A 21,855-nucleotide genomic window follows, 5' to 3' on the forward strand; every position below is an offset into this window, starting at 1 on the left:
TTTAAATTACTTTTTAAATGGGCGATAGTTATCGTCAAGCATCTTATTGATATCTTCTATTTTATAGACAATTTTATTGTTTATTTGACTGTACGCAATTAATCCCTTCTCTCTCCAATTGGCAGCAGTACCTGGACTAATTTTAAACAATCTTTGAAACTCGTCATTATCAATAATAACTTTATCAAATATTCTTTCTTGTTTTTTAGATACAAGGCTTGTTAGCTCCTCTAAACGCTTTTCAATTTGGAATAGGTTTTCTTGAAATGGATGGCTCATTATTAGATCTTTTTAGGATTGATACTAATTAAAGCTTGCTCTATTTCGGAGCGTTTATATCTTATGAGATTTCCCAGACGATATGGATTTAGGATTTTCTTTTTATTCCAATCAGAAAGTGTAACCAAAGATACTTTTAGTATCTCAGCTGTTTCTTGTCGAGTAAGGTACTCTGTTGGAGTAATGGGTTGGAAGTTTTGAGCTAGAGATTTAATTTCAGCTCTAACATCTGTTAAGATGCTTTCTTTGAATTCTTCTGGAGAAACTCCAAATACCTGTGTCATTTTACTTTGTTCCATCGTGATATGTATTTTATCGTTATTGATGGTACAAAACTATTGTAAGGTTTGTTGTTTCTTATTGTTGGAGTAACTCCAAAAGGTACTCCAAAGGTTACTCCAAGTTATTTAAAAGTTGTTGTATTTTATCTAAATCCTTTTGATAATTAGGTTTAATTTCGCTTGGTTTTAATTCAAGTTTTTCAATTGCTGTTTTTATATTCTTCTCGTTTTTACCTATTAATTGGCTAATTAATTTGGCTTTTTTTGTGTTTGGTAAGTTTTCAAGTTTGGATGAACTAAACAAACCTAATCTGTCTAAAAGTATGACTGCTTGATTAACCGATAATTGATTTGCGGTTTCGGCTTCGGTTTCAATAATACTTTTTTTGGTCGTCATTTTTGATTTAAAATACTCAATCAGTTCATCCGCATAATACTTACAGAAATATTGGTGAAAATCTAATTGCAAATAGTAGACTTTATCAGTTTCTTGCGAAAATTTCTCCATATCTTTATAATGAGTGTTAATCATAATATAAATAGGATTATCTTGAATAGAATTACTAAATAAATCTGTTAAACTAATTTGATATTCATCAATCCACTTTTGGATATAATTAATATTTGCATTTTTAGCATAACTCCTTTTTTCGACTTCATTAATTTTAAACTCTAAATGATCGTTTCTATTTACTCCCTTCTCTTGAAGTTCTGCAAGTGTTTCGGATTTAATTTCTTTAATGCAATGTTGAAGATCAATCATTACACCGATTGCAGTGTATTTGTCCAAAACATTAATATCGTCAATCAATTCACAAAATTTATCAAAATAGGTATCTTTCATTTGACTTTTGGGTACTGTATTTATATTAATTTGTTCTTTATCATTCAAAGACTTTACTTTATATAGCTCAAGTATAAATTGCTGACCTATATAAAATAAAGAAAAAGGTAAAATACTTAAAGCCTTAGAACGTTGATATAAAAATCCCAAATAATAAAAACTTTCAACTTTTTTAAAATCTGAGCTGTATACTACTTCATAAATTTTTTTATCAATCTCTATATCATCTAGTAATTCTGCTTTTTTAGAATTTTCTTGATAGATAGTTTCTAAATCTATCAGCTGAGGATTGTCTTCAATAACTGAATAATATCGAGACTTGTTACTATCAATATAAAAATCATCTTTTAAAATATTTAGATGCAGTTTTATTGCCTTTACATTTAATTCGATATAGGAATTTAATTTTAAAGGATCTTGTGAAAGTAATATTGTTGAAACTTCATTTAAAGCATCCTGATAATGCTCTTTAATATTATTTATTATTTCTTTTCTTCTTATCAGAATTTCACTGGTGCTTAGTTCATAAAAATAAGTACCATTTAGTTTTACCAACATAATGTACTTATCAAAATCAACATATTCAGAGTTAATGTTGATTATAAAATCAGAATAATAATTTTTACCCAATAACTTAATAAAGGAACTTACTGCTTGCATATTGAAAAATAAAAGTCTAAATATAATAAACTTTATCTTACTTAATCACTTTCATTTTTTTCTCTTCAATATTTTGTTCTTCATTTTGCTTATTCCAGTATTCTTTGAGTTTATCAGCTTTCTCAGTATTTGTAATCTTGATGTATTTGAGGAACTGGGTCTCTGTTTGATGGCCAGTGATAGCCATAATAGTCAAGTTATCCAACTTGCCATATAAATTGGTAGCAAATGAACGGCGGCAAATGTGAGATGTAACTAATTCCCATTTTTCATAAACTCCTTCTTCCTTACGTTTTGTGTCAGGATTAATTTTTGAACCTTGAACTTTCTCTGTGAATTTTGCTACCTTACATAATTCCTTTACATGTTCATTGAATTTTTGGTCTGATATAGCTCTAGGAAAACCATTTCTTTTCTCTAAAATTTCTTTAACTTGTTTATGTAGTGGAATTGTAACGGTTTGACCAGTTTTTTGAGTTTCAATTTCAATATAGCCATTTTTGATATTAGCATCTTTCAATCTTAAAAAATCTGAAATTCTTAATCCAGTACGCAATCCAATTATAAATAAGTCCCTTGTGTTTTCTAATCTTTCTACTCCTTTAAAATCATGATTGAAAATTTTGTTGATTTCTTCATCTTTCAAATAAATACTATCAGCAGTAATTTTTGGAACAAAAAAGTTTGGATGCTCTATATGTGGATGTACCGGTAAGCCTTTCAATTTAGCGTCTCTAGCAATTGTTTTTACTGTACCAATATAGTTTCCAATTGTTCCTAAATTTATCTTTTGCTCTTGTGACAGGAAGTTTATGAATCTATCATAAAAAGTCAAGTCTAAATCAGTAAACTTTAGCTTTGTTTTAAAGCGTTCTTCGTACTCTTTTAACTTGTTGAGTGTTGTATTGTACTTTGTAATAGTTCCTTTGGCAATTGCCTTATTTTTACCCTTAATTATACGAGTTGGCGCATTTTTAATAAAGGTTTCTGTGAATGGAATAAAAAACACCTGGTCTACAGCTGTTTCGTCCATAGGTCTGTTAAAGAAATTAGCAATTTTCTTTTTGAGCCAGTGCTTGTCTATAAATTCTCCTTTGCTATTATCGGAATTGAATTCGTCAAAAATGAATTTCTCCAGCTCAGCCAGCTTATTATTAACTTCATCTTTAGTTGAATCATCAGCTGTCAGTTTGACTTTTTGTTTTGCCGAACTCCATCTTTTAGGCTCTACTTTTAAATCTGTAGATGCTGTTAAGTCGAATTTTCTTCCATTTTTGAAACGCAAAAGTATATTAGTCGCGTTTTTTTCACCTTTTATGAGGTAGTTTATTGTTGCCATTGGTACGGAACTATTAGGTTTTTCAATACTTTAAAGATACAAAAATATCCCCACATAATCCCCACATTGACTGAATTTATATATAATTAGCTTGTTTTAACTTAATCATCAAAAACAACAAAACCCTTATATAATAAGGGTTAACAGGTGTTTTGATAAAGTAAAATAAAGTACGAAAAAGCGGATTCTAGTCCCTCTTTCTCCGCTAGGTTTCTAAAAAACCTAATCAAAACCCTTTAAATCGTATGATTTAGAGGGTTTTTTCATTTTACACCTATACAAAATATTCATAGTTTCTCATTTTAAAGGTGTACAATTCGGGGTACTAGAATACTTGTTTAAAATAGCTACCCCTATCTCTTGTAACCCTTTAAAAACAAGGGGTTCAAATAACAGACATCTTGTTTTGTGTTGGTAATAAATTTAAATTAATTACTAATTAAAAAGGTCACCACCATGAACACAACAATCACTATTCTTTTTTACTTAAAAAGAGCCAAAGCCAATAGCCAAGGCTTAGCACCAATTTTCCAAAGAATAACTATTGAAGGGAAAAGATTAGAAAGCAGCACAGGTAAATACATAAATCCTGAAAGATGGTCTACAGAAATGTCGAAAATGAAAGGCAGTTCAGAAGAGACTAGAACGGTAAATAGTCATCTTGAAATGTTACGAGCCAAAGTTTATGAAATCGAGAAGAAATTGTTCATGAAACAAATACCAATAACATATGAAAACTTCAAGAACGAGATACAAGACAAAAAAGAACGCGAGCGTATGCTTATTCCAATCTTCGAAGAACACAACCGCAAAATCAAAGAACTAGTTGGACAAGAATATGCACCAGGAACATTAGAACGTTATCAAACTTCTTTAAAGCACACAAAAGACTTCCTTTTCTGGAAGTATAACATTTCAGATATCAATATTGAAAAGATAGACCATTCGTTTATTATGGAGTACGAATTCTATTTGCGTAGTGTCAGAAAGTGTGCTAATAATACAGCTGTAAAGTACATTAAGAACTTTCACAAAATCATTAACCAATGCTTGGCCAACGGATGGTTAAATAAAGATCCTTTTGCAAACTACAAATCAAAAGTAAAAGAAGTCACTCGAGAATTCCTAACCGAAAAAGAAATTGAAACCATATTGAACAAAAAGTTTGTTTCAGAACGATTAGAATTAGTTCGCGATATATTCATTTTCAGCTGCTTTACCGGACTTGCTTATATCGATGTGAAACAATTAACTTTTGATAATATTTCTTTGGGTATAGATGGTGATAAATGGATATTTAAAAACCGACAAAAAACAGAGACAACCTCTAAAATTCCATTATTACCAGTAGCGCAAGAAATCATTAATAAATATGCTGAGCATCCTGTTTGCAAAAATGAAAATCGTCTACTTCCCATCTTATCAAATCAAAAAATGAATGCCTATCTAAAGGAAATTGTAGATGTATGTGAAATCAACAAAGACTTAACATTCCATATTGCACGTCATACCTTTGCAACTACAGTAACGCTTTCCAATGGCGTTCCATTGGAGACTGTAAGTAAAATGCTCGGACATACAAATCTAAAAACAACGCAACATTATGCTAAAATTTTAGACAAAAAAATTAGCGAAGACATGATGATTTTAAAATCAAAATTTGCTTCTAGTGTACAAATTGATAAAAAGCTAGGTCCTGTCTGATTTGGTTCGATGTTGATAACTTTTTACAATAAAACTGAATAGAAAATTAATACAAAATGGTTTATTTTGACACTCTCAACTTAACCATTTTGTCATTTTATGAAGCTCTATGATTTCAACTATTTTTACGAATTTGAATGTGAATATGAAGCATTAAAAAATTCTAAATCTGATGTTTTAGAGCTTTGTCACAAGATGATTGAATTCATCCAAGAAAAACTTAAAGAGCTTGGTAAATGGCTTAAAAACCACATTTTTAGCACCATTCAAGAAGAAATTCAGTTCTTCAAAGAACTAAAACCAAAAATGGTTTCTAAAATAATATACCATCAGCAGCTATTAAAAATTGAAGGTTCATTACCGCCTACAAAAAAGAAGAAAAAAAAGCATTATGAAAAAGAATTAGTAAAGCTCTATGAATATGGTATGAGTAACAAAGAATTCTATGAATACTATCGTTCAAAAGGATCTTATAAAGACGAAGAATATTTTGTCCGTAAGCAATACAAAAACTTATGGGATAACTGTTCGCATTTAATTTCAGATTCAAAATTATGTACGTCACATGATTTCATTTTAGCAACATTTATTGCCAACGAAATTCTTGAAGGTTATTTAGAAAAGAAATTAGAAGAATTAAATGGGAATCATTTAATTAACAACTCTTTATTAAACAGCAACCTCAACTGGACCGCTTCCAAAGTAGATTTAGTAGAATTAATCTATGCACTACAACTGTCTGGGGCAATTAATGCTGGAAATTGTGATGTAAAAGAGATAGCAACATATTTCGGTAAAATGTTTAATGTGGATATTGAAGACAATATTTACAGGGCATTTATTGATATCAAGTCACGAAAAACCATCCAAACCAAATTCTTGAACACCATTACGGAGAACCTCAACCGTAAAATGAAAGAAGATGAACTATAAAATCCAAGGCTAAAACCTTGGATTTTTTTTCCCAACTTGTGTAGAACTTGTGAAAAGTTATACAGGTATACTTTTTTCAGAGTATCCAACGTGTTTTTCTCAAATTTTAAACGATGTAAATTTTCATTTCTCATAAAGTTTAATATTCAAACCCAACAACAGAAAGGTTTTATAAAATATTTAATTAAAAATCATTCCCAACTTGGGTACACCTTGTGAATTAAAAACAACCAATTGAAAGTAATTTGTACTATATCAAATCAAATACTTTCATCATGAATTTACATCCTAAAAAACTCTTCCCAGAAATCGACAACATCGAATTATTAAACCATCAAGTGGTAACAAAACGTGATTTACTAAACTTTGGTAACTTACTACTAAACGAAATAAAATCATCTTCTCAAAAAGAAGAAATACCACAATGGCTAAAGTCTTCTGAAGTTCGTAAACTACTTAAAATCTCTCCGGGAACACTTCAAAATCTACGTATAAACGGAACACTTAAATTCAAACGTATTGGTGGTATCATTTACTACAAATATGAGGATATTAATAAAATGCTTGAAAGATGATAGAAACAACTCAAACGAACTGCAATGGCACTTGCGAAGCTTGTGATTGCAAAAAAGTCTTAATACTTAATACTCCTATCTTAATACTTCAACCATGAATTACATAAAACACCTCACTGGCTTTTTTGACAAATTAGTCCATGATTATGACCTTAACCCTACTCATGTGAGTCTATACATTTCACTATTCCAGTTTTGGAACCTCAACCGTTTTGAAAATCCAATCAGTATAACTCGTGATGAGGTAATGAGAATTAGTAAAATTTGTTCAAAAGCCACCTACCACAAATGCATGAGAGAGCTACATGAAAAAGGATATGTTATTTACGAACCATCCTATAATCCATTTCGAGGAAGTTTGGTTCGAATGGTAAATCTTTCAAGTGAGTTAAAACCACTTCGAAAAAAAGAAGTAACCCAACTTAAAAATAAACAAGTTAATGAACAAGCAGTAAACAAGAACAAAACTTGTAATGATACAAGCACTGAACAAGCGCTGGTATCTTCTATAAACATAATAAACAATACAAACAGTATAAACAATTCAAACATAGAAGAGCAAGCAAAAAATAAAAAAAATAACCAGTTCAAAAATGAATCTAGTCATCACGAGCTTGGCGAGGCAACTCAAACCAAAAAAAAGTTGCGCGAAAAAAAAGTAATTGATAACACGAATGCCATTCCTCCAGAATTGTCAAATGTGATTGCTTTTTTCAAAGAAAAAAACACAACCCAAATCGATGCTGAAAAATTCTACAATCATTTCCAAAGTAACGGTTGGCTAGTGGGTGGGAAATCAAAAATGAAAGACTGGAAGGCTGCAGCTCGAAACTGGATTTTAAATTCAGAAAAGTTTAAAACTCAAAATTCAGAAATAATAAAACCAAATCACCTTCACGTGCCCAACGAAAAAAACTATTCAGAACCTCTTTAACCTGAACTCGTTTCAGGTTCTTCTGAACTATCATCTCGAGCGTAGTCGAGGAATATTCTCTCCCTAATCCCTATTTACTAATCTCTAATCCCTAAAAAATGAATATCTCAAACATCTCCGATTGTTTTACCATCCAAAACAATCAAAAAATATACGACTTCAACAACTGTTTACTATTCATAAACCATCAAGGAAAAATCCGTTATGGCCAATCCTTCAAAATTTGTCAAGAAGATATTCCAACAATTTACAAATTGATTATTTACATGATCAAAGACCAAAAAATAGCTGATAAATTAAAAATCAATCTTAATAAAGGTATTTTATTGTCTGGTCCAATTGGTTGTGGCAAAACATCCATCATGCAATTGCTAAAACCATTTTCCAATCATTACACAGACTATAAAATTAAAACCTGCAGAGAAATTTCTTTTGAATTTGCAAAACATGGTTATGAAGCTTTAAATCCATATACACATAAATCCAATAACCAAATCCGACTTCCAGGATTCTGTTTTGATGACTTAGGAGCTGAACAACAAATCAAACACTTTGGTAACGATTGTAACGTGATGGCAGAAATATTAATTACACGTTATGAGCAATATATTGAAAACAAATCAATAACCCACATTACTACAAACTTATCAGCTTCAGAAATTGAAAAACTATATGGAAACCGGTTACGCTCAAGAATGAGACAAATGTTCAATTTAGTATCATTCGATTTAAATACTAAAGACAAACGTTAAATAAATTGAACATTCATGAACTCCTATTGAAAAAATAAAAAACCTGTAAATATATGTTTAATGTGATCTCCTTTGATACGAATTCAAAAGACAAAAGATAATCTTTTTTCTTCAAATGTGGAAAACCGTAAAATTATTTTATTTATAGTATATATATTTACAGTCAATTAAATAACCGCCCATTAATATGTAGGAATGTATTTATAATTTTAACAACCTGTTCATAATTTGAATAGGTTTATTTGTTAAAAATATTTAGATTTACAGAGTATGAATTTAATACAAGTACAACAATAAATGAATAATTTAACAGTCATAGATTTCTTTTGTGGTGCTGGAGGTTTTTCCGAAGGTTTCAAACAAATGGGTTTTGAAATTAAACATGGTTATGATCATTGGAAACCCGCTATTGATACATATAACCATAATTTTAATTTAGAATGTCAAGTAAAAAATATTTTAGATTTCAAGAAATCAATTGAAGAAATAGAAAATCTACTTGACACTGACATAATAATCGGTAGCCCACCTTGTGTAAGTTTTTCAAGTTCTAATAAGTCTGGAAATGCAGACAAATCTCTAGGAGTTGAATTAACAGAAACATTTTTAAGAATAGTGGCAGTAAAGAAACATCAACCAAATTCCATTTTGAAAGCTTGGTTTATGGAAAATGTAGTAAACTCTAAAAGATACTTACAAACTCAATATACATTTAAAGATTTAGGATTAACTGAATGGGCAAATAAACACAGAATTAGTCCGTTAAAAATCGCAATTGATTTATTTGAAAATACATCAGTAATAAATTCAGCTGATTACGGTTCGATTCAATCAAGAAAAAGGGTTATCTCAGGTGAAATTATTAAAAAGAAAAAATTAATTATTCCTCAACCAACTCATCAACAAAAAGATTCTCAACTTAATTTACCACTTTACAATTCTATTAGTTTAATTAAGAGGAACTTTCCCTCACCTTTTGAAAAAAAGAGTAAAGTTCTAATTAAGGACATTCAATATCCTATAGAACTTGAACAAGATAAAATCACAGATCATTTCTATGATACAGGTGTTTACGAAGCAGAATGGCGATTTTCCAAACATTGGAAAACAAACCATCCATTTATGGGAAAAATGTCATTCCCTGAAAATGTAAATAACCCAAGCAGAACGATAACTGCTACTAAAATAGCCAATTCAAGAGAATCTATAATTTATAAATCAGAAATTAACAGAACTGGAGATGGTGAATATAGACTTCCAACAGTAAGAGAAGCTGCAATAATCATGGGGTTTCCTATTACCTATCAATTCGTGGGCTCTGAAAATGCTAAATGGCGTTTAGTGGGTAATGCGGTTTGTGCTTCTGTAAGTAGAGCGTTTGCATCAACAGTATTAAGTACTCTAGGTATTAAACAGGAATTGAAATTAATTACTAATGGTATTCCTAATTTAAAAGGTGTATTAAATTTAAATAATTATTCCAGAAAAACATTTGACAATCCTCCAATAAAAAATAAAAATGCTAGATGTAGATGGCAACCAGTAAAAGAAGGAAATCTGACAGTTACACTTTCAAATTACAATATTGAAAAAAATAATAAAGCTGATGGAAAATGGAGAACTTCAATACAATATGGCACTGGAAAAGGATTTCCTATTCAGCACATAGAGGATGAATATTTTAAAAAACTTGAGTCTATTATTTTAAAATTTAAAGGCGGGACTAAATTTTTAGAAGTCATAAATAACGGGTTTTCTGAAAAAATAGGTAGTGCTAACAAACTTCAAGAAATGTTTGAATTACAAAAGTCCATTGGAGATTTTTTGGAACCAACTCGTCTTGTTGATGAAGTAGGTAATATTATAGAAAAAACTATAATTGATGAACCAAACTTTGTCCAAATTGACACTACTATTTTTCTTAAAAAGACGGTGCCAACAAAACAACTTTTTGCTTTATATGCTATTAATAAAATAGCAACTATTGCTAATTCAAACTAAAAAATATGCCAATACATTTTATTGATAATTATGCTAAACAAAATTTAGAAGCTATCATTATTAATCAAGATGGAAATACCCTATTTGGTGAACTTTGGTTATATGAACAATTTCTTTCCTTTAATAAAAATAAATTTGTTCAGGATGAAATTTGGTATTTTAAGCATAACTATAATTTATCAACTCATCCATCTAGCAAAAGAAAAGTTGAAGGGCAAGTTGATTTTCTTTTACTTTCTAAACAAGGTTTGTTAATAATTGAAGTAAAAGGTGGCGGTCTAAGAGTTGACGAAAATGATTGCTATTTCTCTTCAGGTGAAGGTAAAGAATATGAAACTCAAAATCCATTTACTCAAGCTAAAGAATATGTTCATACTTTTAAAAAACTGATTGACTCTTCTGTTTTTGTTTACCGAGCAGTAGTTCTTCCACACGAAGCTGGTTTCATTTTAAAAAGTCCTCAGTTAATTGGTTATAGAGATATATTCTTTTCAAAAGCAGATATTACTGGTTTGGATGAAAGAGCAATTCAAAATATTTTTTTCAAGTTTATTAACGAATTAGGAAGAAAAGCAAGAATTAGAACGGTAAAGGAACTATTCCCTAATTTAAGTGCCGAAGCTATTTCAAAAAAAGCTTACGAGCAATATCCTGAATTGAGTTCAAAAGAATTAAAACGATTAAAATCTGAACTTTTCCCAACACAAACCACTTACGGTTATAATCCTGATAGAATAAATGCTGAATTAATTTTAAAAGAAAACTATGAAGTTTTAAAAGGTTTAAGTCGCAACAAAAATGTTATAATACAAGGAGCTCCTGGTACTGGAAAAACGGCACTGGCAATAAAGTTTTTAGCTGAAAAATTATTAAAACAGCAAAAAGGCATTGTTTATTGCGCAAATAAATTAATTAGATCCAAATTAGAACATATTATCCTTAATGATTATCAATTAGACCCTAACAACATAAATTTTAGAATATTTTCGGATGTAGTAACGCAAGAAAGTGTTGCAGCAGATATAGATTTTTTAATATTTGATGAGGCACAGGAATACTTTGATAAAGGATTATATGATTTCATCGAGAAATTAAATTCAAAATTAGGCAAACCTAAGATTTTAGTTTTATATGACCCTGATCAAGCAATTGCATCTAATCTGAAGGAATTAGCTTGGTATACAGATTTCTTTATTGAAATTGGATATACACACTATTATTTTGATGAGAATTATCGTTGCGCCCAGAATATAGAAATAGGAGAAATTTCAAATTGCTTATTGTATAATGAATATGGAAAAATAAAAAACAAGTATAAAAGCAGCTTGATTTGTGTTGATGATTTAAAGCAAAAGTTAGAATTATTTAGCTTTATTTTAAATGATGTAAATTTTACAAGTTCGGAAAAAATCATACTAATACATAGCCATTTAATTGAAGATTTTACAAAAATAGTAAGTGAATTCTTTTATAGAGATATTGAAGAATTAACAGAAGCTAACATTAATATTTCTTCAAATAAAGTTAGATATAGCAGTCCTATTAAATACAGAGGTTTAGAAAACGAATCGGTTTATTTAATTACTAAGGAATTAAATGACAGTACCAAAGTTCAAAATTATATTGGAGCAACTAGAGCAATGAATTCACTTAAAATTATATTATGGAAGTAATATTTAATAAAATTCATGATGTGGTTCTTGAGACTTTAGAAATTCAAGATAATAGACCTTATATTCTGGAAGTGATTGGTAAATGGTATTATAATTTTTTGATATCAAGCCAAGAAAAATTAACTCTTTACTTACCTAGTTATGATGAAAAGTTATTAAATATAATTTACGATTACGTTCGTCTATTTTCACTTACCTATAGACTTTTAAAAAAGAATCCAGTTTCGAATTTTGAAGGTACTTGTCTCTTAAACATCTTTGATTATAATACAAAAAGGAATAATTTTAGTTCTGGAAAATCAACAATTGACTTTGTGAAAAAGTCTGGTAATTTCTTGATATGGTCAGATAATATAGTAGTTGAAACAAATAGATTTTTGCCAATATTTCGTAAAGAACAAATTGAAAATTCCCATTGGCGTATCACATATAATACATTTAAATTATTTAAAAGCATAAGTAATCAAAGATTGATAAATCATCCAATTTTAATTGATTTTAATTTTGATTTATGTCTATCAATTCATACTGGAGAACAAATTAGATATTATGAGTATATTCTTTTTAATACATTAAAATATAATTCTGATATGTCTTTAGAAGAAGTTATTGAATATGAAGATGAAACTTGCAAACAAGACATTGTAAATCTAATTACACTAAAGTATCCTTATCACAAAAATATTCATGATTACCTGTCAAATATTGGAAAAAAGAAATTTGATTTAAATATTAATTCTCGCTTCTGCTACAATAATTTACAAGAGCATGATATTATTTTATTACCAGAGGAGATTAAACCTAACAATACTAACTTACCTGTATTAATTCCTGATTTTAAAATATTTGAGACTAATCATAATTTAGAAATATTTGAAATTTTAAGTAGTTTTAAAGTCCATTGGAATGAATATGAGTTTAATAAATTTACTAATCCATTCCCAAAATATTGGTTTTTATTTATTAATCCATCACTCCCAAAAGAGGATTGGTTTGAAATGTTTAAAATTGATTATCCTATTGTTGCGGAAAAACCAATAATTAATGAAATAAAAAAAATAATTTATTTATTACATGAATTGGACTGGGGTAAACAATTAATTAATGACATAAAAAAACCAGTACTATTGTTACCTGAAATAAAAGGGACTCGAAAGAAAAAACTAGAGAAATCATTAAATTCATTTAAACACTATTTACATGATTTAAATAGTAGGGTACTTTTTATTGATAATAACGAAATTGATTACTACCTCAATGAAAAAAATATATTATTATTAGATGCCTTTAATATTATTAATCTAGTCAATATACTTTCAAAAAAATCTGATTTTAATGTAATAATTCCTGATTTCATATATTTTAATTATCAACCTTGGATAAAATACCATATTTTAAATTATCAGTATGAACCATTATTGAATCCTATTAGAGAAGATATTGATGCCCAATTTTCTAACAACAAAGAAAAATATCAAAAATCTAAGTTAGAATTAATTCAAAATATAAAAAAAGACATAATAAATTACAGAAGGAAATACAAGCAAGAGAATATTGAAATTGAAATTGAAAATGTAAATATTGAAGGTGAGGATATTATTTTTTATAATGATGAAGAAATCGAGTTCAATAACAAAGAAAAAAAAGAAAGTGATAATAAGGAATATATAGTAAATACAATTCAAGGTATAGAATATGTTGAAAAAGGAAATACTACTATTTTAATTAGAAAAAACACTCTTATTTCAAGTTGTATTTCTCAATTAAATATTGGTGATGATTTTATATTACAAAGTGAAGTCAGTTCCGCAATAAGTAGAGATAAATTAGTAGACAAACTTAGTAAAGTACCTGATTCAGTAATCGAATTTCAAATACAATTATCAAAGTATGACAATGTCTATAATACTCTAGAGAAATTAGGTCTAGAATATATCCATAGTAGATATTTTAACCAAAAATATGTAATTGATTCAAAGGACTTTAGTTTGGATAAATTTATTCTACCAAAGAAAAAAGAGCACTGGAAAATCATTTGTGAATTTTTAGGAATTAATTCAAATGATATGTTTCAAGCATGGATTGCCCATTATGGAAGAAAACATTTGAATGAAATAAAAAAAATATACAAACAAATATATGATTTGTGTTTGAAAAACAATTATTTAAGTGAGATTGAAAACCCTGATTTAATATCAAAAGCTTCTATATATATTGAAAATAATATTTCAATATTCGAAAACGATGAAGAAATTAACACAAAAGAAATAGCAAAATCAATTCTATCTTCTATGACAAATGAAATAAATTTTCAAGAAGTAAAAGAAATAAAAAATTTAAATTGATGAATGATTTTAGAAAAAAAAGAAATAGTCTTGAGTTATTTGTTCGTGAGCAGATAATTGGACCTGGTGCTTTTAACAACCGCTTTTTCTTTATAGAAAAATGGGATACAAGTGAATTTAACGGAATTGACTTTAAAGTCAAAAATGTAAATCCAATAGATAACAAGAGTGAAATTTTAGCTGAGGTTCCTGCTTATCAATATAGTTCTGCAATTCTTTTTCCTGAAACAAGGGTGTCAAAAGGAACGGAAACACAACTCAAAGAGAAATTTTCAGAATCGGATATTGATGGAGAAAATCCAGATACAGAGGATATAGAAAAGGGTGGAGATGATGATAGAAATATTGACAATACTGAGGAAAGTTTAGTTAGTAAACAGCAGAACTATCCCAATTCATTTGGTCTCTCATTTGTTGTAGGTAAAGAAACTAATTTGCAAGATGATTTGAATGTGAGTGTTTCATTTAGAAAATATCATAATATAAATAAAAAGGAATGTTTTAGCAGTAAACTATCTTGTTTAGTTTCTGAATATGATAATGAAATTGAAATTGCAATTGAGAATTATTTTAAACCATTATTTTCATCAATTAGAAAAAATAACAACCTTTTTATATGTCTTAATCAAGAAATTAATAAGAATAATATTTATGATGTAGATTATATTCATTTAAATAATTATTTCCAAGCAACTCTTTTAAAAACTATAAGTGATGTTTTCAAAACAGAAATAGTCGAACTTAAACAAAAAAATGGTGTTATATATTATGGTATTAAAGGTGATTATGATTTTCAGTTTTATTCAATTTCAGAATCAATAAATTATAGCGGCAATGAATATAAAAATGTAGCTTCACTTTATGATAACAGCATAATTAATCATATTAAAAGTAAACTAAAAGAAGATTTATCTAATTATTCATATTATAAAAAACTTATAAAGGAAATTGAAATATTCAATCAGTTAAAAAATTATGTAACTGATTTAAAATCTGTATATAAACCAAGAAATTCTTCTCCAATTTGGGAGGCAAAAACTTTTGAAAACATTTCAATCTCTTTACCAAAACATGATGGAACCAGTAAAATATTTAGATTAAATAATCAAGTTATTGATAATAACATTAAAGAGGTTTCAGATTTAATATATTCGGTACAATATATTCGTAAAAATGAAGAAATTTTTGTTAAAATATTATTGATTAATAAGGCAAATATTATTCTTAAGGAAAATGAGCCTCCTCAATTAAACAAAAAAGATGAAGCAAACTTAAAGGCATATTTTGGTATTCAATTAAAAGTTGACGAGATTAAAGAAAATACACTAAAGCAATATAATCCTCCTCAATTATTAGATTTTGATGAAGAAGATAACTTTAATAAGTTACTCTACAGAAATTTCCATGACTTTGGTGAAGGATACAACACATCTGTAAATTGGGGTAATGTTAATAAATGTAAGTTTATTACAACAGAATTTCTTCCAGAGCAAGAAACGCCAAAAGTAGATTTTAAACCAAGTAAAATTGTTAATGGAAAAATAGTTTCAAGAATTGAAAATGATTCTATTTTATCTATGCGATACCTTTCAACTTTATCCGACGTTACGGATAGTGATGTTTTAGAGGGTTTAAAAGATTTTGTGAATGAATACAAAATATGGATTGAAGAGAAACAAAAGAATCTTAATAATGAAAATTTACTTAAAGGAGAAGAAAAGGAACTCTTAAAGAAACAACTATTAGCTTGTGATAAAGATTATATAAGATTACTAAGGAACATTAAATTACTTAGTAATGATTCGAAAGCAATGGCTGCATTCAGGCTAATGAATACAGCTATGTTTATGCAATTACATCATAGTATTAAGAAACCCTTTACTTCTACTTCAAATACAGAAGAATTTTATAAAAATATAAATCTTGGAGGAAATGATTATAAATGGCGTTCATTTCAAATTGCTTTTATTCTACTAAACATTGATGCATTTGTTAGACCAGATCTAGACGACAAAACTGTTGAAAACATATTTTCCAATGGTTGGCCTGAAAGAAATGAGATAGCAGATTTAGTTTGGTTTCCAACTGGAGGGGGTAAAACAGAAGCCTATTTAGGGATAATTGCATTCGTTATTGGATATAGACGTTTTACCAATGTTGAAAGAGGTACTGGAACAACCGTTTTAATGCGTTATACATTGAGGTTGTTAACATTGCAACAGTTTCAAAGAGCAACTATGTTAATTTGCGCATTAGAAGCCATCCGTAAAGATAGTTTTTCAATACCTAATTCTTATAGTCTAGGTGTTTCGAGAATTACAATTGGTTTATTTGTTGGTTCTGGCTCATTGCCTAATCAATGGAAAGGAACTGGTAATTCTAATGATACAAGTATGGAGAAAGAACTTGAGAAAATAGCAGCTTGTATTGAAGGCGGCAAAAAAGTGAGTACAAATATACCATTTACTGAATGCCCATGGTGTGGCAGCGATTTATTTATTGATAAAGAATTAAGTAATGTTTCTCATACTAGTAAACCATCACGAAATAATTATGGAATAAATGATCAATTAAACATTTGTTGCAATAATTCATCCTGTACTTTTAAGGGGATGGGAAGAAATAGACCTAGCAATGAATTTAGCCTACCTTTAAGATTATTTGATGAGGATATTTATAAATACCCTCCGACACTACTTTTTGGGACGGTAGATAAATTTGCTGCTTTAGCAAATAATGTATCCACAAATACTTCAGAAAGAAATAAAGATTCTAGGAGATTATTTGGAAAAGGATACAATCATGACACTTTACCACCAGAATTAATAATACAGGATGAGTTACATCTTTTACTTGGCCCTTTAGGGTCAGCTGTAGGACTTTTTGAAAAAAGTATAGATTACTTATGTACAGAAAATGGTATAAAACCTAAAATAGTTACTTCTACAGCAACTACAAGAAATACAGACAAACAAATATTTGCTCTATTTAATAGACGATCTGAAATATTTCCAAAACAAGGAATAGTATCAGACGATTCATTTTTTGCATATTATGAAAGATACATCGATGAAAATAATGATGAAAAGTATATTTCAAATCGAAAATATCTAGGGATTTTACCTGTTGGAAAAACACAAGTTTGGATACAATTAAGGATAGCATCAATTTCACTTACACATAGATTAAAATATCTTAAGGAGTGTTATACAAATGATGAAATATTTGAAAAACCTGAGTTAATAAACGAGCATAAAGATGTGTTTGATTATTATCATACTGTTTTATCTTATTTTAATAGTCTAAAAGATGTTGGTAAGACACAATCACAATTAAGTCATTATTTACCCGGAGATGTAAATTTTGTTACAAAAAACACTGTCTTATGGAGCTTTTTAGATAAGCTAATTAGAAACGAAAGTAACATTGATTATTCAGAACTTACAGGAAGATTGACAGGTGAAGATGTAAAGTCTAATCTGTCAAACATTGAAAAAAAATGGAGTCTAATTTCAAATGATGGTAATACATTAAAATTAAATTCTAATAATCCTCCAGAGTTTGTGATATCTACAAATATGATTTCGGTTGGTATTGATGTATCAAGATTCAATACTATGATAATAAGTTCAATGCCAAGAAATATTGCAGAATATATCCAAGCTTCAAGTAGGGTTGCAAGAAGTAAAGAAGGAATTGTATTTACTGTTCATCATCCATTTAGATCTCGAGACATTTCACACTATCAAAAATTTAAAGAATTTCACGAGAAATTTTACAGTTATGTAGAACCAATTTCAGTTACCCCATTTGCAAGTAAAGCAATGGAAAGATACTTAGCAATGTTTTTATCAGTTATGATTAGACATGATGAGACTTTGATGTTAATGAACAATGCAGATGCGTGTAATATTACCGATATTAAAATTAATCAAATCAAAGAGAGAATTACTAATCAAATTATTGAAATTGAAAACAATGCAATTAAACTAGACAATTATTTAAAATCAAGAACTCATAATGTAAAATCAAGTGTTGATGGTATCATTTCTGAAGAAGAGTTGATAGATTTAAATAATAAGGTTGAAAAACTTTTAAATAATTGGTTTAAAAAATTAGATGGAAGTGAACCTATTCCTGAATTATTTTTTTATAAAAAAGACATGATTTTGAATTCTTTGTTTATTAGATTAAGTGACAATAATAATCCTGATCACTGGAAAGTTGGTTATTCACTAAGAGAAATTGACCCTTCAGTAGTAATTAAAACAGTTCAACAATAAAATTATGGCAGCAAAACAATATTTTGATAATACACAGGCAAATGAAGCAATTAGTAAATTTAAACTTTTATCAGCATATGGTGGTCCTGGTTCAATTGTACATACTGCATATGGTAGTATCATTGTTTCATGTATCGAAGAATGGGGTTTTTTAAAAAAAATACTGGATATTCAAAAGGATGCAGTTGATACAGGAGTAAAAGAAAAGAATATAAAGGATTATGTTGTAAAACAAGCAAGACTAGAGAGAAACGGCAATATAGGTATTTCAAATGACGCTAGATTACTTGAGTCTTTAATAAATAGAAAAGGGTTAACTGAATTAAAATATTTAGTTCTTATTCCTGATATCGCTGTTCAAGATTTTTCTAATAAAATTAAAAATAGTGGAAATGAATTAGCAATTAATAGTTCTTTTATGCCAAAAGTATTTTTCGATAAAAGTAAACACTACAAGTTTTACAAAGAATGGTATAATGAATGGTGTAAAAACAAGAAAAATGATGATCAATATGGAGCAAAATTCTTTCCTCCAAAATATAATACTGAAAATAGTATATCAAATTTAACTCAAGATAATATTGTCCTAATATGTGATCATGGCCATATCAGTGATTTTCCATGGTCAAAATTTTTAAGATGGAGGACCGATTCTCCTATGGAAATAAATTCTGAAAAACCTATTGAATTATTTAAATCACAACCATGTTGTGGTACAGAAGATTCTAATACTTCCATAATTAAAATTACTTCAAGCACAGCCAACGCATCAGGTTTTGATGGAAAATGGCTAAAATGTGAAAGCTGTGGTAAACAAACCTCATTAAAAGGATTGATGAGTGTGAAAATTAAATGCCCAGGGCACAAACCATGGGAAGCCATAACATCTAATAATGGTGAACTTAAATATCATTCTGGTAATTCTAACTCAAGGTCTAAAATGCCTCCATTAGAAAATTGTTCATCAACGAAAGCGATGAAGGTAGCCTTAACAACAGGAAATAATTTATACTATTCTAGAATGCTTTCTAGTATATATATGCCTGACGAATTATTCTTAGATGAAAAAACATTAAAATTGAATTCTCTTGAAAGAGAATTGGAATTAGCGATGGATGATAAAAATTTTGAAGAGGCAATGAGAATAAATAGTATAATGACTTATCTAAAGACTGAAATTCAAAATAATTCTTTAGTTGAAGAAATTCAGGATTCTGAAAAAGATATACGATATCGCTTCGAAGAATATAGAGCTTTAGTATTAAAAGATGAAGATGAAATAAATGTTGATAAAGTTAATGAGCATTTAAAAGTAAAAGATGTGACTTCAAACATTACCGGTTCAAACTTAGAAAAGTATTTTTCAAGAATACTTAGAATAGATAATATGAAAATCACTTCCGCTCAACTTGATTTTTCAAGAGTTGTTCCTGTAGATTCTGATGCCGATAATATTTGCTCAAAAAATATTTTTAGCTCTAAACCTGATAGTGTCCAAGTATATCCGGTAGTTGAAAATTACGGAGAGGGAATCTTTTTTTCTTTTAATGAAGAACTAATAAATGAATTTTCAAATTCCAATGGAATAAAATCATTAAATGAAAATTTATATGAGTTGCATCAAAAGAGCGATACTTTTTCAGAAGGTGCTATTAAATATGGATTAGAGAATAATTGGCAGTTATATCTAGTACATACTTTTGCTCATTTAATTATGCGAGAATTAGAATTCAAATGTGGTTATCCAACAGCATCTTTGTCCGAAAGAATTTATGTCTCAAATGATGAAAAATACAAAATGTATGGTTGCATGATATACACAGCTGAAGGAGCTGAAGGAAGTATGGGAGGACTTATTGCGCAAACTAGACCAAAAAATTTATTAAATTTAATTCAAAGTGCATTGCGAAGATCTACTATTTGTAATAGTGATCCTTTGTGTTGGGAATCTGATGGTCAAGGATTATTCGAATTAAATTTCGCATCGTGCTTTTCATGTAGTCTTGTAAGTGAAACATCTTGTGAGCATCGAAATATTTATTTAGATAGAAGAATTTTAGTAGATGAAAATAATGGTTTCTTTAAAGAATTAATAAAATGAGTTTTTTTTCTAAAAATGAGAATTTCATTAAAATCAAGTTTCATAGTGATATGAGAGGAATGTCTTTAGAGCAAAAGATATTTCATTATAATAGATATTTAAAAAAAGATACCTTAAAAAGATTAAAAGAGTATTTAAAAAGCTCTGAAGAAGAACTTGAAAATGAAAATTTAAATAGTGAAGATTTTAACTTATTTACTTCATCTCAAAATGAGCTGCAAAATAAAACAAGAGATTATTTAGAAGTTATAGATTTATTAAAAGATTTTGAATTTGAATCAATTTTAAACTCAATTTACTTTGAAGATTCTAATAAACAATTACTATCTGTTCTTGGTGAACAATTAATTAAAAACAAACCTATTGATTTCCAAGATAAATTTTTGATTTTAAATTCATTAAAAAATAATGAAGATTTAACGAAAATAATTTTAACTGAACAATTAAACTTAACAAACAACGATTGGTTGATAGAAAGTGTTAACCAAAATCCAATAGTAAAAAAACTAATCGAATGGATAGGATTGAAATTAATTGAAAATAATTCAGAATCTGAAATTACGCTAGTATTATTTCATTACGCTAAATTTTGGAAAACAAAATATTCAAATCCTTATAATGAGATAAAAGGTATTGTATTATTAAATGATTTGATTTTAACTTTAAAAAAAGAACTTCAAAATTTGAAAATAAATTTAAAAATAGTTTTGAATGAATTATATCAGATACTTGACTCTTTACTTTTTAATATTAATTTACCTCCATTTTTAGAAAACGAATTCACTTTAAGAAACTCAAAAGTGCCAGGATATGGGAAAAAGTTGAATGAATTTAATTTATTACTAGAACAATCATGTAAGTATTTAGTTAACTATGATAAACTTTCTAATAAAGAGCTTTTTAAGAAATATTTTGATTCAGATGAATCAATTCAAAAATTGATTTTTGAAATTATTAAGAATAGATTTTCAAATGAATACATTCCAAATAGTAATGACATAGATTATTTTAATGAAAATTATTTGCAATGTATAAATGATAGTCAAAAATTAATTAATTATTTTATTCGTATTAATTATTTTTTTGATAAAATAGCTAATTGATACATTTTAATTTGACTATCTAATTAAATAATTTTTATATTAAATCAA

15 protein-coding genes are annotated in these 21,855 nt (G+C 28.2%); 11 read left to right on the forward strand and 4 right to left on the reverse strand.

Features of this window, described 5'->3' with window-relative positions:
• Window positions 1-6: 6 nt before the first annotated feature.
• The 4 genes from ACNH59_RS12090 to ACNH59_RS12105 all read right to left on the reverse strand — a co-directional run bounded on the left by ACNH59_RS12090 (window position 7) and on the right by ACNH59_RS12105 (window position 3,403).
• Window positions 7-279 (reverse strand): helix-turn-helix domain-containing protein, encoded by a 273-nt coding sequence (locus tag ACNH59_RS12090; protein ID WP_418262788.1) that lies wholly within the window; start codon window positions 277-279, stop codon window positions 7-9.
• A gap of 2 nt (window positions 280-281) precedes the next feature.
• The gene (locus ACNH59_RS12095; protein WP_418262789.1) at window positions 282-578 is read right to left on the reverse strand and encodes a helix-turn-helix domain-containing protein; all 297 of its coding nucleotides are present in this window, start codon (window positions 576-578) and stop codon (window positions 282-284) included.
• A gap of 94 nt (window positions 579-672) precedes the next feature.
• A complete protein-coding gene (locus ACNH59_RS12100; RefSeq protein ID WP_418262790.1) occupies window positions 673-2,064 on the reverse strand; it encodes a hypothetical protein in 1,392 nt (463 codons plus the stop codon).
• 37 nt (window positions 2,065-2,101) lie between these two features.
• Complete coding sequence (locus ACNH59_RS12105) at window positions 2,102-3,403, reverse strand: tyrosine-type recombinase/integrase (protein ID WP_418262791.1); 1,302 nt, start codon at window positions 3,401-3,403, stop codon at window positions 2,102-2,104.
• 456 nt (window positions 3,404-3,859) lie between these two features.
• On the opposite strand from ACNH59_RS12105, the gene ACNH59_RS12110 reads away from it, so the two are divergent.
• From ACNH59_RS12110 to ACNH59_RS12160, 11 genes are all read left to right on the forward strand, one after another.
• A complete protein-coding gene (locus tag ACNH59_RS12110) occupies window positions 3,860-5,107 on the forward strand; it encodes a site-specific integrase (protein WP_418262792.1) in 1,248 nt (415 codons plus the stop codon).
• 99 nt (window positions 5,108-5,206) lie between these two features.
• Window positions 5,207-6,040, forward strand: coding sequence for an RteC domain-containing protein (locus ACNH59_RS12115; RefSeq protein WP_418262793.1), 834 nt, complete (start codon window positions 5,207-5,209; stop codon window positions 6,038-6,040).
• Window positions 6,041-6,315: 275 nt separating this feature from the next.
• Window positions 6,316-6,615, forward strand: coding sequence for a helix-turn-helix domain-containing protein (locus ACNH59_RS12120; protein WP_341700908.1), 300 nt, complete (start codon window positions 6,316-6,318; stop codon window positions 6,613-6,615).
• 94 nt (window positions 6,616-6,709) lie between these two features.
• Window positions 6,710-7,549 carry a transcriptional regulator gene (locus ACNH59_RS12125; protein ID WP_418262794.1) on the forward strand — a complete coding sequence of 280 codons (840 nt, stop codon included), beginning with the start codon at window positions 6,710-6,712 and terminating at the stop codon, window positions 7,547-7,549.
• A 98-nt stretch (window positions 7,550-7,647) separates the two neighbouring features.
• Window positions 7,648-8,301 (forward strand): ATPase, encoded by a 654-nt coding sequence (locus ACNH59_RS12130; RefSeq protein ID WP_418262795.1) that lies wholly within the window; start codon window positions 7,648-7,650, stop codon window positions 8,299-8,301.
• A 297-nt stretch (window positions 8,302-8,598) separates the two neighbouring features.
• Window positions 8,599-10,302 carry a DNA cytosine methyltransferase gene (locus ACNH59_RS12135; protein WP_418262796.1) on the forward strand — a complete coding sequence of 568 codons (1,704 nt, stop codon included), beginning with the start codon at window positions 8,599-8,601 and terminating at the stop codon, window positions 10,300-10,302.
• A gap of 5 nt (window positions 10,303-10,307) precedes the next feature.
• Window positions 10,308-11,975 carry an NERD domain-containing protein gene (locus tag ACNH59_RS12140; protein ID WP_418262797.1) on the forward strand — a complete coding sequence of 556 codons (1,668 nt, stop codon included), beginning with the start codon at window positions 10,308-10,310 and terminating at the stop codon, window positions 11,973-11,975.
• Entirely contained in the window at window positions 11,966-14,320 is a 2,355-nt protein-coding gene (locus ACNH59_RS12145; protein WP_418262798.1) for a hypothetical protein, read from the forward strand. Before ACNH59_RS12140 ends, ACNH59_RS12145 begins: the two co-directional genes overlap by 10 nt.
• The gene (locus tag ACNH59_RS12150) at window positions 14,320-18,603 is read left to right on the forward strand and encodes a helicase-related protein (RefSeq protein ID WP_418262799.1); all 4,284 of its coding nucleotides are present in this window, start codon (window positions 14,320-14,322) and stop codon (window positions 18,601-18,603) included. Before ACNH59_RS12145 ends, ACNH59_RS12150 begins: the two co-directional genes overlap by 1 nt.
• A gap of 4 nt (window positions 18,604-18,607) precedes the next feature.
• A complete protein-coding gene (gene drmB / locus ACNH59_RS12155; protein WP_418262800.1) occupies window positions 18,608-20,704 on the forward strand; it encodes a DrmB family protein in 2,097 nt (698 codons plus the stop codon).
• Complete coding sequence (locus ACNH59_RS12160; RefSeq protein ID WP_418262801.1) at window positions 20,701-21,807, forward strand: hypothetical protein; 1,107 nt, start codon at window positions 20,701-20,703, stop codon at window positions 21,805-21,807. The genes drmB and ACNH59_RS12160 overlap by 4 nt, the downstream gene beginning before the upstream one ends.
• Window positions 21,808-21,855 lie beyond the last annotated feature (48 nt).

The sequence above is a fragment of the Flavobacterium faecale genome (assembly GCF_048320115.1).
GTDB lineage: Bacteria > Bacteroidota > Bacteroidia > Flavobacteriales > Flavobacteriaceae > Flavobacterium > Flavobacterium faecale_A.

Coding starts and splice junctions, on each gene's coding strand:
- ACNH59_RS12130 (WP_418262795.1), top strand. CDS start 7,648: ATGAATATCTCAAACATCTCCGATTGTTTTACCATCCAAAACAATCAA.
- ACNH59_RS12140 (WP_418262797.1), top strand. CDS start 10,308: ATGCCAATACATTTTATTGATAATTATGCTAAACAAAATTTAGAAGCT.
- ACNH59_RS12100 (WP_418262790.1), bottom strand. CDS start 2,064: ATGCAAGCAGTAAGTTCCTTTATTAAGTTATTGGGTAAAAATTATTAT.
- drmB (WP_418262800.1), top strand. CDS start 18,608: ATGGCAGCAAAACAATATTTTGATAATACACAGGCAAATGAAGCAATT.
- ACNH59_RS12145 (WP_418262798.1), top strand. CDS start 11,966: ATGGAAGTAATATTTAATAAAATTCATGATGTGGTTCTTGAGACTTTA.
- ACNH59_RS12135 (WP_418262796.1), top strand. CDS start 8,599: ATGAATAATTTAACAGTCATAGATTTCTTTTGTGGTGCTGGAGGTTTT.
- ACNH59_RS12105 (WP_418262791.1), bottom strand. CDS start 3,403: ATGGCAACAATAAACTACCTCATAAAAGGTGAAAAAAACGCGACTAAT.
- ACNH59_RS12090 (WP_418262788.1), bottom strand. CDS start 279: ATGAGCCATCCATTTCAAGAAAACCTATTCCAAATTGAAAAGCGTTTA.
- ACNH59_RS12110 (WP_418262792.1), top strand. CDS start 3,860: ATGAACACAACAATCACTATTCTTTTTTACTTAAAAAGAGCCAAAGCC.
- ACNH59_RS12150 (WP_418262799.1), top strand. CDS start 14,320: ATGAATGATTTTAGAAAAAAAAGAAATAGTCTTGAGTTATTTGTTCGT.
- ACNH59_RS12115 (WP_418262793.1), top strand. CDS start 5,207: ATGAAGCTCTATGATTTCAACTATTTTTACGAATTTGAATGTGAATAT.
- ACNH59_RS12125 (WP_418262794.1), top strand. CDS start 6,710: ATGAATTACATAAAACACCTCACTGGCTTTTTTGACAAATTAGTCCAT.
- ACNH59_RS12095 (WP_418262789.1), bottom strand. CDS start 578: ATGGAACAAAGTAAAATGACACAGGTATTTGGAGTTTCTCCAGAAGAA.
- ACNH59_RS12120 (WP_341700908.1), top strand. CDS start 6,316: ATGAATTTACATCCTAAAAAACTCTTCCCAGAAATCGACAACATCGAA.
- ACNH59_RS12160 (WP_418262801.1), top strand. CDS start 20,701: ATGAGTTTTTTTTCTAAAAATGAGAATTTCATTAAAATCAAGTTTCAT.